The following is a 15,010-nucleotide window of genomic DNA, read 5'->3' as shown; positions in this document are numbered from 1 at the left end:
CTGCAAATGACTCATCATTTTAGTATATGCTGAGCAATTAAAAACTACATATGTAAGGCTTTGATCTCATCTATTCGACCAAATGCTCGTTGTCTCTATTTCATCTTCTGTCTAGGCAATCCTATTTCCTGTTCCTGCGGATAAGGTTTTCTTTGCGTCATACTCACATCTTCCTGCAATAGCCTTGCTGTCTCCAATGATCGATATTGATCCATTGAATATCTGGGATCCGGAATGAACGGCATTTTAGCCATTTTGTGAATAGTGATCGTGGGGAAATGGAAATCGACCTCGACCGTCCCGAGCAAAAGATAACATCCGCCGCCCTGAAAAGGATATTCTTCCAGGCAATTCGGAAAATGGGCCGTATCAAAATACTCACCTCCCGCGTCGATCCAGGTCCCGAAAAACATAGCTCCTCTTTTAGTGGGGACATGCTTCCTGGAGATCAGGTAGGCCAGCATTTTGACCTGACTTTTATGAAATTTCGTGAGTTCTTTGGCCATAACGGTTCCCCTGTATCTGGTCTGTAAAAGATCAAACGGGCTGAAAGATACGGGAAAGCCAAGGATCTCTATTTCGTCAAAGGCATCTTCAAACGGATCCCTTTGTATTTTAGGAAGCTGATATTCTTTTTTTGGCTCGTCAAGTAGGGTCAGTTGCATATTGTCCGGTCTGTTCCCTGCCATCAGGAATCTGGCCTCTATGAGCAGTTCATGCTTTTGTTTTCCGGTAAAACGGAAAGCTCCAATGAATATCAATATCTGCAAGGTTTCAATACCGATCGGGATCCTTTTGACAAAATCTTCAAGACAGGTATAATCTCCGTTATTTTTCCTTTCTTCCGGGATCATCTGTGCGATCTTTCCTTCCAGTTTTTCAATATGCATCAATCCCAGATAAACATCGTTCCCGTAGACCGTGGTCTGTAGTTCACTCAGGTTGACACACGGATTACAGATCGTAGCCCCTGACATTTTGGCCTCATGAACATACACCTCTGTACGGTAGAATCCGCCACCATTATTGATGGCGCAGACCATAAACTCGATGGGGTAATATACTTTCAGGTACAGACTCTGATAGCTTTCCACAGCATACGAGGCCGAGTGTGCCTTGCAGAATGAATAACCGGCAAACGATTCGATCTGTCTGTAAACTTCTTTTGATAATTGTTCCGGATGCCCCAATTCCTTACAGGATTCAAAGAAATGGTCCTTCACTTTTTGAAGAGCCGAGAGAGAGCGACCTTTGCCGCTCATCGCTCTCCTTAGCACATCCCCGTCAGGAGCAGAAAGTCCACCGAAGTGCAAGGCAATTTTGATCACATCTTCCTGATAGACCATTATACCATAGGTTTCTCCCAGCTCCTTTTCAAAGACCTCATGGAAATACTCGAACTTATCAGGATTATTATGCCTGAAGATATATTCCCTCATCATGCCGCTCTGTGCCACACCCGGACGGATAATGGAAGAGGCAGCGACAAGAACTTTATAGTTCTCACATTTCAGTCTTCTCAGTAATCCGCGCATGGCTGGGCTCTCAATGTAAAAGCATCCTATTGTTTTCCCGATACTTAGGAATTCATTGCACCTGGCCTCATTTTTCGACAGGGTAGTGTCCTTGATATCTATCGTGATGCCTCTTTTTTCCCGGATCAGGTCGACCGCATCTTTGATCGTTCCCAATCCTCTCTGGGATAGGATGTCAAATTTTTCCAGGCCGATGGCCTCCGCCGTATGCATATCAAATTGCACGATAGGAAAGCCTTTGGGCGGCATTTCCAATGCAGAATAATAGGTGATAGGTTCCTCTGAGATCAGGATCCCGCAGGAATGCATGCTTCTCTGATTGGGATATTTCTCCAGCATTTTCCCGTAATGATGAACCGCCCTGAACACCGAATTGTTATCGTGCTGGTCCATCGGTCTTCCTGCCAGGATATCAAGTTCATCCTTAGGCAGACCAAATGCCTTTCCGACCTCCCGGAAGATCGACCTGTATTTGAATTCGACATTCGTTCCGCAAAAGGCCACGTGGTCTTTGCCGTATTTTTTGAAAATGTATTCTAGAATTATATCACGGGTCTGCCAGCTCCAGTCTATATCAAAGTCTGGAGGTGTCTTTCGGTTAAGATTCAGGAACCTTTCAAAATAGAGATCCAGTTCCAAAGGGCATATGTCTGTAATTCCAATACAGTAACTGACAATGGAATTGGCACCACTTCCACGTCCGACGTGCATAAAACCCATTCGGTTGCTGTATTGGATGATGTCCCAGGTGATCAGAAAGTAGCCACAGAAATTCAATTGATCAATAACGCCCAATTCCTTTTCAACCCTTGCCTTGGCATCAGTATCACCGTCAGGATATCTTCTTTCAAGACCTTCATAAGCTAATTCTTTCAACAGCTTAAAATCATTTTCCCTGCTATCTGTAAAATGCTTCTTATTTTTAGGCGTGGAAAAGTCAAAATCAAAACTGCAGTTGTTGACCAGGTATTTTGTGTTCTCAATGATCTGGGGATAAAGTTTATAAGCACTTAAAAGCTTTTTCTTATCAAAAAATATCTCGGTACTTTGACAATGGTCATTTTCTGAAAGCTTGCTGATCAAAGTGTTTCCATCGATCGCCCTTAAGATCTTGTGCAGCTCATATTCCTCAGTCCCATTAAAGGTTATCGGATGGAGAATGACCATCTTGTCAATCAATTTTTTCAGCTCAGGCCTTACCAAGAGGTTCAATTCATTCTCTCTTATACCGATGAATTCATATTCCAGCAGCTTCTCAGGAATGTTCTTCAAAGGATAGATGACAAAAGTATTTTCAAGGGAGGGATTCGTTTTAGGGATCTCAATTCCTTCACAGTTATGATCTGTCAAAAGCCGGTTGGTCTCTGCAATACCTATAGCATTTCTAGCAAGACAGATGTAATATTGTTCATTTTCAACGCGGACATCAACTCCCACAATTGGCTTGATATGATTCTCCTCACAGAGCTTATAAAAATCATAGATCCCGGTCACCGTATTGATGTCTGTCAAGGCCAGTGTTCTGATATTCAGATCCACAGCCTTCCGTACCAGATTCTCAATGGAAATGGTGCCGTACCGAAGGCTGTGATAAGAATGGCAATTGAGAAACATAGCAGATGATATATTTTTATTATTTTAAAAAACCTGATGCCCTTCCGACGCTGGAAGTCCCGAATCTGTTCTTGATCCTGTCCATGGTCTGATAAAGGGAGATCAATTCTTCGGTATCTTCGAAAAGATCCATCTGATGACTCCCGTGCACAAGACCGTTGAAGCGGATGCCTATCAGACGGATCCGCATTCTTCGGGTATACACTTTATGAAACAATTCAAGCACTGCCCTGAGTAATGTATGATCAGCAGAAGTATAGGGGATTTTGCACTGTTTGGTTTCTGTGTCAAAGTTGGAATACCTGATCTTAACGGTAACGGTAGAGGTTAGCCATTTTTCCTGTCTGAGCTGAAAAGTCAACTTTTCGACCATTCCCGACAGTATACTTTTGATCTGTTGAACATCGATCGTATCCTCAGAAAATGTATCTTCGGTGGATATTGATTTTCGTTCCGAATAGGGAACTACGGGCGTATCATCGATGCCATGGGCTTTTTTCCAAAGTACCGTTCCATTTTTTCCGATCAGTTGATGAAGGACCTCTACAGGCATCTCACTAAGGGTCTGTATTGTTTTCACGCCTAGCCTGGAGAACAGATTGAAGGTCTCAGTGCCGACCATCGGGATCTTTTTGATGGATAGGGGATTTAAAAAATTCTGGATATGGGGAGCCCTGACCTCAAGTCTGCCTGTCGGTTTTGATTCACCGGTCCCGATCTTTGATACCGTCTTATTGGTGGAAACGGCAAAGCTGATCGGCAGACCTGTATTTTTTTGAACAGCATCCGCTATCTCATTGGTCCATTGAAAGCATCCGAAGAACTGGTCCATTCCTGAGAGATCAAGATAAAATTCATCGATGCTGGCTTTCTCCAGCACCGGTACTTTTTCCTGAATGACCTCGGTCACCAGATGCGACATATTGGAATAATATTCCATATCTCCTTTGATGACCTTTGCCTCAGGGCATAGCCTCAATGCCATTTTTATCGGCATCGCCGAGCGCACCCCAAACTTCCGAACCTCATAGGAGCAGGATGCCACCACACCACGGTCTCCATCGCCTATTATCACAGGCTGTTTCTCCAAGACGGAGTTTTTCAGCCGCTCACAGGAGACAAAGAAGGTATCCAGGTCCATATGTGCAATTGCTCTTTCCATTCTGCAAACTTAGTCACGTTTTTAAACAAAATTTGTATATTTGTTGTCATAAATTATGACAATGTCAATTTTTGCAGATAACATCGTGTTTTTGAGGGGTCAAAAAAATCTAACCCAACATAAGCTGGCGGACGAACTCATTCTTACAAGATCAAGATACGTTTCATACGAATATGGAAATGCAGAACCTCCCATTGAGGTATTGGTCCGGATCTCCAAATATTATAATATCAGCATCGACCTTTTGGTCACGGTCGATATCAGAAAGTATCCATTGGACAGGATGGTCAATCTGCCCGGAAATAAGATATTGCTTCCTATAGCAGTAGATTCGGAAGGGAATAATTTCATTGAGATCGTACCTCAAAAAGCTTCTATGGGGTACTTGAAAGGCTTCAGCGACCCTGAATTTATTGAAGGTCTTCAGAAAATGCAGCTGCCTTTCTTAAAAAACGGAAAATACCGTGCATTTTTAGCGGATGGTGATTCTATGCCACCCTTTGCAGACCAATCCATAATCATCGGAGAATACGTAGAAAAACTGGAAGACCTGAAGTCTAACAAAGAATATATTTTTGTTACCACTGAAGGCATTACCTACAAGACATTTTTGAAAAGGAACAAAAAGTTCATTACCGTATCAGCCGATAACTCATTTTACGAACCATACGACATTCCATTGGAGGATATCGCAGAAGTATGGCGTTATGTAAGAGGGATACTTCCCCAGGATTATAAACCGCATTCGCTTCCTGATGAGGCCAATCTCAAAAATCTCGTGGCAGAAGCGAAACGAAGCATCAGCAATCTGGAGAACGGAATTCTTAAACTCAATCCTTAATAATAAAAACTTCCCCGGAGGGAAGCTAAAAACACAAATGATGAAAAAAAAATTATCCCATTAAATTGGGATTTGATAAAGATAAATATTTTACACAAAAAATCAAAATGGGTCAGCTGAGTTTATTTGATGCCGAAGAATTTTATGAGTTTCCAAAAGACCTTTTGGAATACAGGGAGAATTTCCTAAGTGAGGAAGAGGCAGATCGTTTAAAAGACCATCTGCTTAAAACTGCTCCCTGGGAACAGCGCACTCAGAAAATGTATGATAAGATGGTGATAACGCCACGCTTGACCGCTTGGTATGGCGATTCAAAATACAATGAATCCGCTGATAATAATGCATCAGCTACCAACCCTTGGACTCCGGAGTTATTATCCTTGAAAGAGAGAATAGAAAACGAATTCGGTTATCAGTTCAATGGTGTCCTTTTAAATCTCTATCGTGACAACAATGATTCAGTCGCTTGGCACAGAGATAAGGAAAGCAGGTACGGAAAGAGACCTGTAATTGCATCCATTAGCCTTGGGCAGACCAGGAATTTTGATTTCAGAAAAAAAGACCATCATAAAAGCAAATACAGTCTGCCGCTCCCGCACGGTTCGCTTCTCATTATGAAAGGTGATCTTCAGGAGAATTGGGAACATCGGATCGCCAAATCTACAATACCTATGAAGGAACGTATTAATTTGACCTTCCGACTGTATAATATCATAAAAAATAAAATTAAATAATAGTTATATGTCTATTTCGTACTACGATTTTAAAAATCTACCCACGCAATCTCAATACGAATTGGCCTTGGCCGAAGGAAAGGTCATCAGTGAAACCTCTAAGGATGGACTAAAGTTTGTATTGTATGAGCTGACAAGTTTTTCAGTTGAGATTGTATATAAGACCATCAATAACAAGATAGAAGGTCTTAGCGTATTCCAGAATAAAGGAACTCTGTGACAACTAAAATAATTCTCATTTGTCTTTGTCCTAAAAAAGTGTGATTTGAATCACATCAAAATAGTGACCTGGGTCGTGCTTTTAAAAGACAAATACTTCCAACTTTGTAGTAATTAAATAAATATAAAAATGAGCAAAAAAGTTTTATTCGTGCTTACGAGTCACGATGAATTAGGAAATACAGGACAGAAGACCGGATTCTGGACAGAAGAATTAGCGGCTCCTTATTATGCATTGTCTGACAAAGGTGTTGAAGTTACATTGGCATCTCCTAACGGAGGTCAACCGCCAATTGATCCTAAAAGTGAAGATCCCTCATCTCAAACGGATGCTACTCGCAGAATGGACAAGGATGATGTTCTAAAGGAAAAATTAAAGAACACACATCAATTATCGGAAATCAAAAGTGGAGATTTTGATGCAGTATTTTATCCTGGTGGACACGGTCCTTTGTGGGATCTGGCTGAAGATAAGGTTTCTCAGAACTTAATTGTTGATTTTTACAGCAATGATAAGCCTGTAGCATTCGTTTGCCATGCACCCGGAGTTTTGAAGGATGTAAAAATAGACGGTGAATATTTGGTAAAAGGTAAAAACGTCACTGGATTTACCAACACTGAAGAAGAGGCTGTACAGTTAACTGATGTAGTTCCGTTTCTGGTTGAAGATATGTTGAAAAAGAATGGCGGATCATATAGTAAAGTTGAAGATTGGGCTCCTTACGCAGTGGTTGACGGAAGATTGATTACAGGCCAAAATCCTGCTTCTTCTGAGAAGGTGGCTGAAGAGTTATTGAAACTTATTTAGTTTTTTCATTTCAGAGAATCAGACCTTGGTGTTCGGCTGTAAAATAATTCCATTTTTTTAGGAAAAATTAGGATAATCAGGTCTTTTTTAAAATACAATTAACACCATTGATGATCTTTAAATGTATTGAGTTTCCGTAATTTTGTAGAGGAAATACTTTTATAAAGATTTTCATGGTTATTAGTTTTTATCCCCATATTATTTGGGGATTTTTTGTTTCTACAGCAATAAAAATGTTTTGATGTTGAAGCCAAAAATTAGAAAGCGGCAGGCGTTCCATATTCTTTTTAAGGTATAGGAATAGTTGCATTCAGTTTTAAAACTCACCTTTTCAAGATATGTAAACACGGCTATTTTATTTAAGTGCAATTAGCAATACCTTTGCCTATCAAGCTTTTTAAAACGACAGTCAATCATATGGACGATCAAGAAGTCACATAACCGATCTATTCACCAGCTTCAGTTATTGGGATCTTCAGCAATGCCCTGAAGCTCAATGCTACAGTCAATCTGATCTATCTGAAAGGCAGGTATGCTTTTGATGGTGGTAAATCCTACGGGAACTACTATTATGACCTTCTTTTCTCAGAAGGTGATCACACATCGATAGGGATTCGTATTTCATCTTTGCTCAGGAGCAAGATCACCAATAATGAGGTCTACACACTCAGAGGCTTTATTGAGAAAAATATTAAAAATTCTTCGATTGAACTGCGCTTTGTTGTGGACGAGATCGTTCAGCAGGAAGAAAAAGCCATCTCCGAAGAAGAACTGGAAAGGTATGGACTGATCCAGAAAAAACTGGAGACAGGATCAAAAGACCTTGAGAACCTTATTAGGGATAAGATGCTCAAAGAGGAAAAGGTCAGGGTCGCTAACATTTATGGAAATAATGCGATTGTCCAGAAGGATTTTTTCGAAGGATTGGATGTTTCCCGAAAATATTTTGATATTTCAGATCACAGCTGCAATATCACTTCTTCCACAGCGATCATATACAAACTGAAGGAAATCTCAGCTTTGGATTATGATATTGTTGCCTTGGTCAGGGGAGGAGGTGACCGGCAGAGTATGGAAACATTTAATGACCTGAGCTTATCCGAATTATTCATAACAATGAAACCGGTAACTGTAACGGCTATCGGACATACGGTTGATGAAACATTATTGGATAAGCTGGCCGACAAGCGTTTTCATTTACCCCACGATTATGGTGCAGGATTGCACGCCATTGCTGAAAAGCTTTCTCACGAAAGATCGAACTCAAGGGCTTTGCTCATCGATGAAGTGAAAAAAGATATAACGAAACAGTTTTCAGAACAGGTCGAAACTTTGGAAAAACAGCGAAGAAGAAAAATGAAGAATTCACTGAAGCCCAGAAAACTTATAAAGAGCAGGTAGAGAACCATAACAAAAGCTTTACAGAACAGCTGAAAATTCGAAACGAAGAATTTCAGAAGCTTCAGTTGACATCTAGCAAGCAGCTTGATGATCTGCAGAAGAATTTCCAGGAGCAGCAGAAACAACGCCAGGCAGAAATGGAAAGCTATAAAAAGGAGATCGCTATTCTGCATGAGAAGAATGTACAGTCTGCCATCAATGAAAAGACATCGTCTTTACAGATCAGTTTGGAAACATTGAAACAGGAAAATGTCAGACTGAATCAGGAGGTCCAAGACAGCAAAACCAATTATATGAAGATCATTATCGCATTTTTAGTGGCGTTGGTTATAGGATTTATTCTTGCAAAGTTTATATAGCATAAAAGATCAGGTTTTAGCCTGCTCTAAGGATTAGTATATAAACCTCTTTTTAAGACGTTTCATCGGAAAGTACCGACGTTCATCTTTTCCATTTCTTAACCCTGAGATCTCAGCCTTCAGAGAGTCTACACCAATCTTGGTATAAGAAATAACCTGTGGAAAATCGTGCATTTTATTTTCAAAGACCAATTGAGTTTCAGAAATTATCTTTCCCTCAAAACAGATCGGAGCGCCTCCATTTTGATTTTTAACGACAGGAACATAGAACAAGTTTCCTTTATTCTGAGCCAATCGTATGGTCTCAAATACTATAGTATCCTCATTCTTGATCATATAACTTCTACCTCTCAACTCATTCCTCTCAGCTTTTTGCCAGGTCTCATAGACACTGCCTTTCGAAGTTTTATGCTCCCAGGTTCCGACCAGCCACTCCATTTTTCTGATATGAGCGGCATTTTTTACGGTACAGCTGCAAATCATTAACAAGGCAGCAACCAGAGCGAAATTTGTTTTTGTCATCACATTTTAATTTTATCGATGACGCTTTATACAATTCTTTATTGTCCGGTCATCAGGTCACAATGCGAAGTTGCGATATCTCCAGCAAATAAAATTGTAAAAACGCGACAGGATCAATCTCCGATAAAAAAAGAACTCATTTTCAAATTCTTTCTGTAGAATTCTTTTGGAGTGATGCCAACGAGTTCTCTGAAATCTTTTATGAAGTGAGACTGATCATAATAATCGTTCGCATGCGCTAAAGAAGTAAGGTTAGCGGATTCCTTAGTCAACAGCATCTTGAGCGCAGCCTGAAGGCGGATGATCTTTGATAATTGTTTGGGACGTAAGCCAATCGCAAGATAAAACTTACGTTCCATTTGCCTGCGGTTGATATCGATCTTACTGGAAAGTTCATCAATGGAAAGCTGACCGTTACCTGTTAAGATGGTCTCTACGGTCGATCTCACAATATGATCGATCGTTTCTAAACTTGCTAGCCTGTCCAGTAAGAATATTTCGACCAAATTGATCCTCTCCTGCACCGAATGCGCATTGAATATTTTCTCTTCAATATCTTTCCCATCCCGTCCGAACAGTTTTTCCAATGGAATGGCCGTATTTTCCATTTCCTTTATCGGAATGGAAGCGAAAGGCAAAAAGCCATGGGGATGGAAACGGACGGAGAAGATACTTGTCTTTCCTGTGGGCTCTATTTCAAGCGGCCGTGTCAGCTGCCCAATGACAAAACATCTTGGTTGGATCATACTGTTTCCATCACCAGTGTATTGCTTATAAAGATCTCCATGATGGAAGATCATTTCCATACATCCATCTGGAATGATCGATTGCTTTTCAAGTCGGTCACCTGCCGAATCTTCCATTGTCCAATAGCATTTGATAACCATCTTCAATTCTTGGTGCGGGTCAAATGTCTGGTAATTCATTGGGTTTTAATTTTCACTAAAAATAAAAAAAATAGACTAAACTTGATCTGAGAATATAGATAATTGGTTGCAATACTATTATATTTGCCGTCCAATTTAATTTTATAAGCTATAGTCGTTATCTTAAGGGACTTTAGCGATTTGAAAACCTATACCTGTATTGGCATCTGAAACTAGTGCTATTTTTTGTCCATTTGTCTGCATAATTTTGATTGATTCAAATTGAAATACAGTAAAGGTGGATATAAAAAGACAGCCTTTTCAGTCAAATCGGCACTACTTGAAGCGAAATAAAGGATCGATTTTCTATGATCTTAAATAACCATTCAAAGCTATACATAGAAAATACCTTTCCTGTTTATTACGAATTAATTTATTTATTCTCACAGATAGTCAGCCCCTGCGTGATAAAATCTCCATAGGATATCTTCAGACCTGCCCATTTCGGGTCATCTAGCCAGATCTCCTCAACCTTGCTGATGGATGGATCGTTATGTGAAGCTCCTTTCGCTGATCCGTTAAGAGCATAGATTTTACCATCGTTTGTTCTTCCGTAAATTTCTTTGTATCCGGAACAATAAACCTCGATTTCATTGACAGAGAACGGCCATTCACCGATATATTCCTGTTTGGTGAATGTAAGTGTATTCTTTTGGGAAGGAGCACTGCATGATAAAATCAATAGCAAAATTGAAAAGTAGGTTAATTTTTCATCGTTAAAAATATATATCTGTAAAAGTATGAAAGCTCTTTTATCAATTTTTACGGTTTTCCGTAATAAAAAAAGGTCTGCTGTCTCAATTATTCTGGCTGAATAATAACAAAATGAACCAATGGAAATTCACTTTTTATATTTTCACGAATACGCTTAATGGCTTTAGTGATCTCTTCAGTATCAAGATGGTCTTCAAAATCGATAATGTGCATTATTACAACTTCCTCAGGTGACTGGTAGGTAGATAATATGTTTTTTGTTCTTACCACGGCAGTATCTGTCTCAGCTAATTTCGCAATCTTTTTCTTTCGTTTCTGGGGCTATTCCTTCACCCATCAATAAGCTTCTGCTCTCCCTTGCCAGAATGAAAGAAACAAACACCAGTATCAATCCTACAATGATCGAGGCTAGCCCGTCCAATTACGGAATCTGGAAAGTGTGGCTGATTCCCATCAATACCATTACAACGATAAGACCTGCGACTGCCGCACCATCTTCAAAGACTACGAAAGATTTCAAGCTTACATCAATGTTCTTTCTTATTGTTTTCAAGGAATTGATTGTAGTTTCCTTGTGCCTGCCTACAGTTAAATTATATTCAAGGATCGGTGGAACATTGGCAAAGCTGTAAGGATTACAATGCTGTTTTCTTCTATATTTTTTAGTTCTTTCACCCGTATCCTTGTCTTGATGATAAAATCATCCATAAATTTCAACTCAGCAATGGAATGATGAAAATTTTCAATTATTTGAAAGCCTCCATTGGTTTAGGAAAAGCATCGGAAAAAAAAATCCTTCGTAGGTTCGAACGTCTTTTATGTGGTTGGGCCACGGTACGAATACCATTCCAACATGGTAAAAGATAAGCAGGCCGAAAGCGATAACCCTGAAATTATCTAGATCATATCTACGCATTTTATTTGGCTCAAAAGTAATTCGTAGCTTAAAAAACTAATAATGTATATGACCAAAGGGTTTATTTTCTTGATGAATGGAAAAATAAACCCAATGATGAGTGGCATCTGAAAATGTTATGTAAGGGATAAAAAGATTCAGATTTAACCGTAACGTAATTATCCGGCGATAAGTTGTATTAACTTTGTCTAATGAGCGAATTTATAAATTTTCTGCTGCAGTTTGGAAATATTGAACAGCACCACATTGAATTAATAGCAAGCAAGTCGATAGAATTGGAGCTGAAAAAAGGCGGGTATTTTTGGGAGGCGAAAAAAGCTTCGAAGCATGTCGGTTTTTTGAAGTACGGTATTCTTCGTGTTTACTATGACAACGATAAAGGAGATGAAGTTACCCATTACTTTGTGGAAGAAAACCATTGGCTTTCAGATTGGGATAATGCTGGTCAAAGTGTTACACATACTGCAAATTTACAGGCAATAACTCCATGCTCTTTTGTTGCTTTCTTAAAAAAAGACTGGAGCGAGCTTCTACAGTCGGTCGATGGATTAAATGAAATCATTCAAAAGATCATCATCAGTCATAAATCAAAAAAACTGGAAAGAAGAAGTCCATTGATTTCAGAAGATACTACCGAACGCTATTTGTCTTTTTTAGAAACATATCCAAATATGGTCAACCGAATACCGCTGTCCTATATTGCCTCATACCTGGGAATGAAACAGCAATCCCTAAGCAGGGTACGAAAAGGGATACGCTAAACACTTTTTCACAAATGTTAAAAGAATTAATTTTTTGTTGACCCAAATTTGCAAAGTCAAATTAAATCAGTAAAAAAAATGAAGAAAGTATTTATCACAGGAGCCAATAAAGGAATTGGTTTCGCTACAGCAAAACAACTTTACAAAAAGGGTTTTATGTGTATCTTGGTTGTCGAAGCCGGGAAAGAGGTTTAGAGGCATTGGATAAGCTAAAATCTCAGGGACTAATCCATGCTGAAATTATGCAGATTGATATTACCAAGGAGGAGTCAGTAAAAAATGCCCGGATTGAACTTGGAGAAAAAACAGATCGATTAGATGTACTCATCAATAATGTAGGTATTACTGGCAATATGCCGCAAAATGCTCTGTCTGCGACTGTTTCTGAATTTGAAAAAGTCTTGGACACAAATTTATACGGCACTTTAAGAGTCGTTCGATCATTTATTGATCTCTTAGAAGTATCTGCAGAACCACAAATTATTAACATCAGTTCAAGTATTGGCTCACTAAAGCTTCATAGCGATAGCAGCTGGAAATATTATGAAAATGCCAATCTATTTATGGTTTATGCTGTATCAAAAGCTGCGATTAATATGTACACAATTTCGCTGGCAAACAAGCTTCCAAAGTTCCGGGTTAATCTTGTTGATCCGGGATTTATAAAAACTGATCTTACCAATAATCAAGGTAGTGGAACGCCTGAAGATGCTGCTACTACGATTGTTAATGCATTGCTGGATAAGAATTTTCAGACTGGGAAGTTTTTAAGCGCGGACCATGATCCTGAAACAAAGGAATGTCCATGGTAAAGTTTATACACATGAAAACTTTTAAGTTTGCAAAGATCATAATGATAAAGCGTGATATTTAATAATGACCAATTCTTGTGTAAGAACTAATCATAACGAAGGTTATCCTCACGGATAACCTTTAAAACTATATGATTCAATCTAAATGATCATTTTCACGTGAGATCATTTCCTTATCCGATTGCTTATTTCTCCATTCTCAATCATTCACATATTCCAGCCCCCATTTGTAAAGCTCGTTAATGCTGGTTTCCAGTTTTTTGCCTTTGCTTGTTAATGTGTATTCAACGGTGGGCGGAACTGTTGCAAAGGCTTTACGATTTACAATGCCGTTTTCTTCCATATTCTTCAGTTCCTTGACAAGCATCCTTGTACTAATTCCGGGTATCATTCTTTCCAATTCTTTGAAACGTCTCTTCTCAGGGATCAGCGCATAAATAATTGACATTGACCATTTTCCTCCGATAATGTCCAGAATTTTCTGAAGCTCACATTTATTTTCCGGTTTTTCAACTTTTTCTTTATTCATAAATAATTGATTGTCAATTAAAGTTACATCGATGTCTATAGTATACAATCGTGTAACTACTTGCAAAAGTAAAGTAATGGAAATAGATTTGCAACTTAATCTTAAAATATAATTTAAAATATGTATGATTCTTTAAAAGGAAAAGTAGCCCTGCTCACAGGCGGTACAAAAGGAATAGGAAAATCTATTGCTGACAAATTGAGTGCATGGGGAGCATTAGTTGTAACAACTGCTCGTACAGAAGCAAAAAACCAATCTGATAACCATCACTTTATTGCCGCTGACCTTACTAAGGCAGACAGTGCAGCAAATATTGCAAAACAGATATTGGAAAAGTATGGAAGAATAGACATTATTGTTAATAATGCAGGAGCCAATTTAGGTCCGGGAGGTGGTTTCAGCACATTGGAAGATGAGGATTGGTTCAAAGACTGGGAACTCAATTTTATGTCAGTGGTAAGAATCAATAAAGCGCTATTACCCACTATGCTTCATCAAAAAGAAGGCACAATAATCAATATATCTACTGGCGCAGCAAAACAACCGATTTGGGACATGACCATGTCCTATTCATCTGCCAAGGCTGCCTTGAATGCATATAGCAAAGCATTGGCTAATGAGTTAGGACCCCAAGGAATCAGAGTGAACATTGTTTCTCCAGGTGTTGTCAGAACACCACTGATGAATGAGTTTATAGAAAATATTGCTCAGAAATCAGGGTCGAGTTTTGAGGAAACTTTTCAAAGTATTATTGATACCGTTGGAGTACCGCTAGGAAGAATGTCAGAACCTGAGGAGGTAGCCAACGCAGTTGCATTTCTTGCCTCTTCGGAAGCGCAATATATTACTGGAGCCAATATTTCTGTAGATGGTGGCTCATCACCAACCGTTTAATGCTGTGATAACTTAAAACTGTCTGGGATGACTTAGAGTCTTTAGCATTAGAGCTTAAGGAAGCATTGATTTGGCGTTATGGTCAAATCAATGCTTTTTTATTTGTGACTGCCTTTAAAAGCCGTTTTGATTTCCAGATATTCATTTTATTTTCTAAACACCGACCAAAATTTTATTTACAAACCTCACAACAGGAAGTAAGAGAATTGCGGTAATAAAAACGCAAGGCCAAGTAACAATGCCATTTCAAATGTTTTTTATAT

15 protein-coding genes and 1 pseudogene are annotated in these 15,010 nt (G+C 39.1%); 10 read left to right on the top strand and 6 right to left on the bottom strand.

Annotation, left to right across the window (positions count from 1 at the left end):
* Positions 1–95 precede the first annotated feature (95 nt).
* Positions 96–3,149 carry a DNA polymerase III subunit alpha gene (locus tag ODZ84_RS05475; protein WP_266175989.1) on the bottom strand — a complete coding sequence of 1,018 codons (3,054 nt, stop codon included), beginning with the start codon at positions 3,147–3,149 and terminating at the stop codon, positions 96–98.
* A gap of 19 nt (positions 3,150–3,168) precedes the next feature.
* The gene (gene dinB, locus ODZ84_RS05470) at positions 3,169–4,311 is read right to left on the bottom strand and encodes a DNA polymerase IV (RefSeq protein ID WP_266175988.1); all 1,143 of its coding nucleotides are present in this window, start codon (positions 4,309–4,311) and stop codon (positions 3,169–3,171) included.
* A gap of 61 nt (positions 4,312–4,372) precedes the next feature.
* Here dinB and ODZ84_RS05465 point away from each other — a divergent pair, with 61 nt between their 5' ends.
* The 6 genes from ODZ84_RS05465 to ODZ84_RS05440 all read left to right on the top strand — a co-directional run bounded on the left by ODZ84_RS05465 (position 4,373) and on the right by ODZ84_RS05440 (position 8,673).
* Complete coding sequence (locus tag ODZ84_RS05465; RefSeq protein WP_266175987.1) at positions 4,373–5,152, top strand: XRE family transcriptional regulator; 780 nt, start codon at positions 4,373–4,375, stop codon at positions 5,150–5,152.
* A 107-nt stretch (positions 5,153–5,259) separates the two neighbouring features.
* Positions 5,260–5,886 (top strand): alpha-ketoglutarate-dependent dioxygenase AlkB family protein, encoded by a 627-nt coding sequence (locus ODZ84_RS05460; RefSeq protein WP_266175986.1) that lies wholly within the window; start codon positions 5,260–5,262, stop codon positions 5,884–5,886.
* Between the two features lie 7 nt (positions 5,887–5,893).
* Entirely contained in the window at positions 5,894–6,106 is a 213-nt protein-coding gene (locus tag ODZ84_RS05455) for a hypothetical protein (RefSeq protein ID WP_266175985.1), read from the top strand.
* Positions 6,107–6,235: 129 nt separating this feature from the next.
* Complete coding sequence (locus ODZ84_RS05450; protein ID WP_266175984.1) at positions 6,236–6,913, top strand: type 1 glutamine amidotransferase domain-containing protein; 678 nt, start codon at positions 6,236–6,238, stop codon at positions 6,911–6,913.
* Between the two features lie 627 nt (positions 6,914–7,540).
* Positions 7,541–8,314, top strand: a complete 774-nt coding sequence (locus tag ODZ84_RS05445; protein WP_266175983.1) for an exodeoxyribonuclease VII large subunit — start codon at positions 7,541–7,543, stop codon at positions 8,312–8,314.
* Between the two features lie 65 nt (positions 8,315–8,379).
* On the top strand, positions 8,380–8,673 hold the full coding sequence (locus ODZ84_RS05440; RefSeq protein ID WP_266175982.1) for a hypothetical protein: 294 nt from the start codon (positions 8,380–8,382) through the stop codon (positions 8,671–8,673).
* Positions 8,674–8,706: 33 nt separating this feature from the next.
* Here ODZ84_RS05440 and ODZ84_RS05435 read toward each other — a convergent pair whose 3' ends face one another.
* The 3 genes from ODZ84_RS05435 to ODZ84_RS05425 form a co-directional block, all read right to left on the bottom strand.
* Positions 8,707–9,195 carry a DUF6265 family protein gene (locus ODZ84_RS05435; protein WP_266175981.1) on the bottom strand — a complete coding sequence of 163 codons (489 nt, stop codon included), beginning with the start codon at positions 9,193–9,195 and terminating at the stop codon, positions 8,707–8,709.
* Positions 9,196–9,308: 113 nt separating this feature from the next.
* Positions 9,309–10,121 carry a helix-turn-helix domain-containing protein gene (locus ODZ84_RS05430; RefSeq protein ID WP_323136865.1) on the bottom strand — a complete coding sequence of 271 codons (813 nt, stop codon included), beginning with the start codon at positions 10,119–10,121 and terminating at the stop codon, positions 9,309–9,311.
* 373 nt (positions 10,122–10,494) lie between these two features.
* The gene (locus ODZ84_RS05425; RefSeq protein ID WP_266175979.1) at positions 10,495–10,809 is read right to left on the bottom strand and encodes a DUF2511 domain-containing protein; all 315 of its coding nucleotides are present in this window, start codon (positions 10,807–10,809) and stop codon (positions 10,495–10,497) included.
* 391 nt (positions 10,810–11,200) lie between these two features.
* Here ODZ84_RS05425 and ODZ84_RS05420 point away from each other — a divergent pair, with 391 nt between their 5' ends.
* From ODZ84_RS05420 to ODZ84_RS05405, 3 genes and pseudogenes are all read left to right on the top strand, one after another.
* Positions 11,201–11,467 (top strand): hypothetical protein, encoded by a 267-nt coding sequence (locus tag ODZ84_RS05420; protein ID WP_266175978.1) that lies wholly within the window; start codon positions 11,201–11,203, stop codon positions 11,465–11,467.
* A 475-nt stretch (positions 11,468–11,942) separates the two neighbouring features.
* Positions 11,943–12,512: a Crp/Fnr family transcriptional regulator gene (locus ODZ84_RS05415; protein ID WP_266175977.1), complete on the top strand. Its 570-nt coding sequence runs from the start codon at positions 11,943–11,945 to the stop codon at positions 12,510–12,512.
* Positions 12,513–12,590: 78 nt separating this feature from the next.
* A pseudogene (locus ODZ84_RS05405) lies at positions 12,591–13,324 on the top strand (SDR family NAD(P)-dependent oxidoreductase).
* Positions 13,325–13,523: 199 nt separating this feature from the next.
* Here the strand turns inward: ODZ84_RS05405 and ODZ84_RS05400 are convergent.
* A complete protein-coding gene (locus tag ODZ84_RS05400; protein ID WP_266175974.1) occupies positions 13,524–13,853 on the bottom strand; it encodes a winged helix-turn-helix transcriptional regulator in 330 nt (109 codons plus the stop codon).
* A 120-nt stretch (positions 13,854–13,973) separates the two neighbouring features.
* On the opposite strand from ODZ84_RS05400, the gene ODZ84_RS05395 reads away from it, so the two are divergent.
* A complete protein-coding gene (locus tag ODZ84_RS05395) occupies positions 13,974–14,747 on the top strand; it encodes an SDR family oxidoreductase (RefSeq protein ID WP_266175973.1) in 774 nt (257 codons plus the stop codon).
* Positions 14,748–15,010 lie beyond the last annotated feature (263 nt).

Origin of the sequence: Chryseobacterium fluminis (assembly GCF_026314945.1) — a bacterium.
In the GTDB taxonomy this organism is placed as follows: domain Bacteria; phylum Bacteroidota; class Bacteroidia; order Flavobacteriales; family Weeksellaceae; genus Chryseobacterium; species Chryseobacterium fluminis.
Note: the sequence above shows the minus strand (reverse complement) of the source record. Positions and strands in the feature narration are given on the sequence as shown.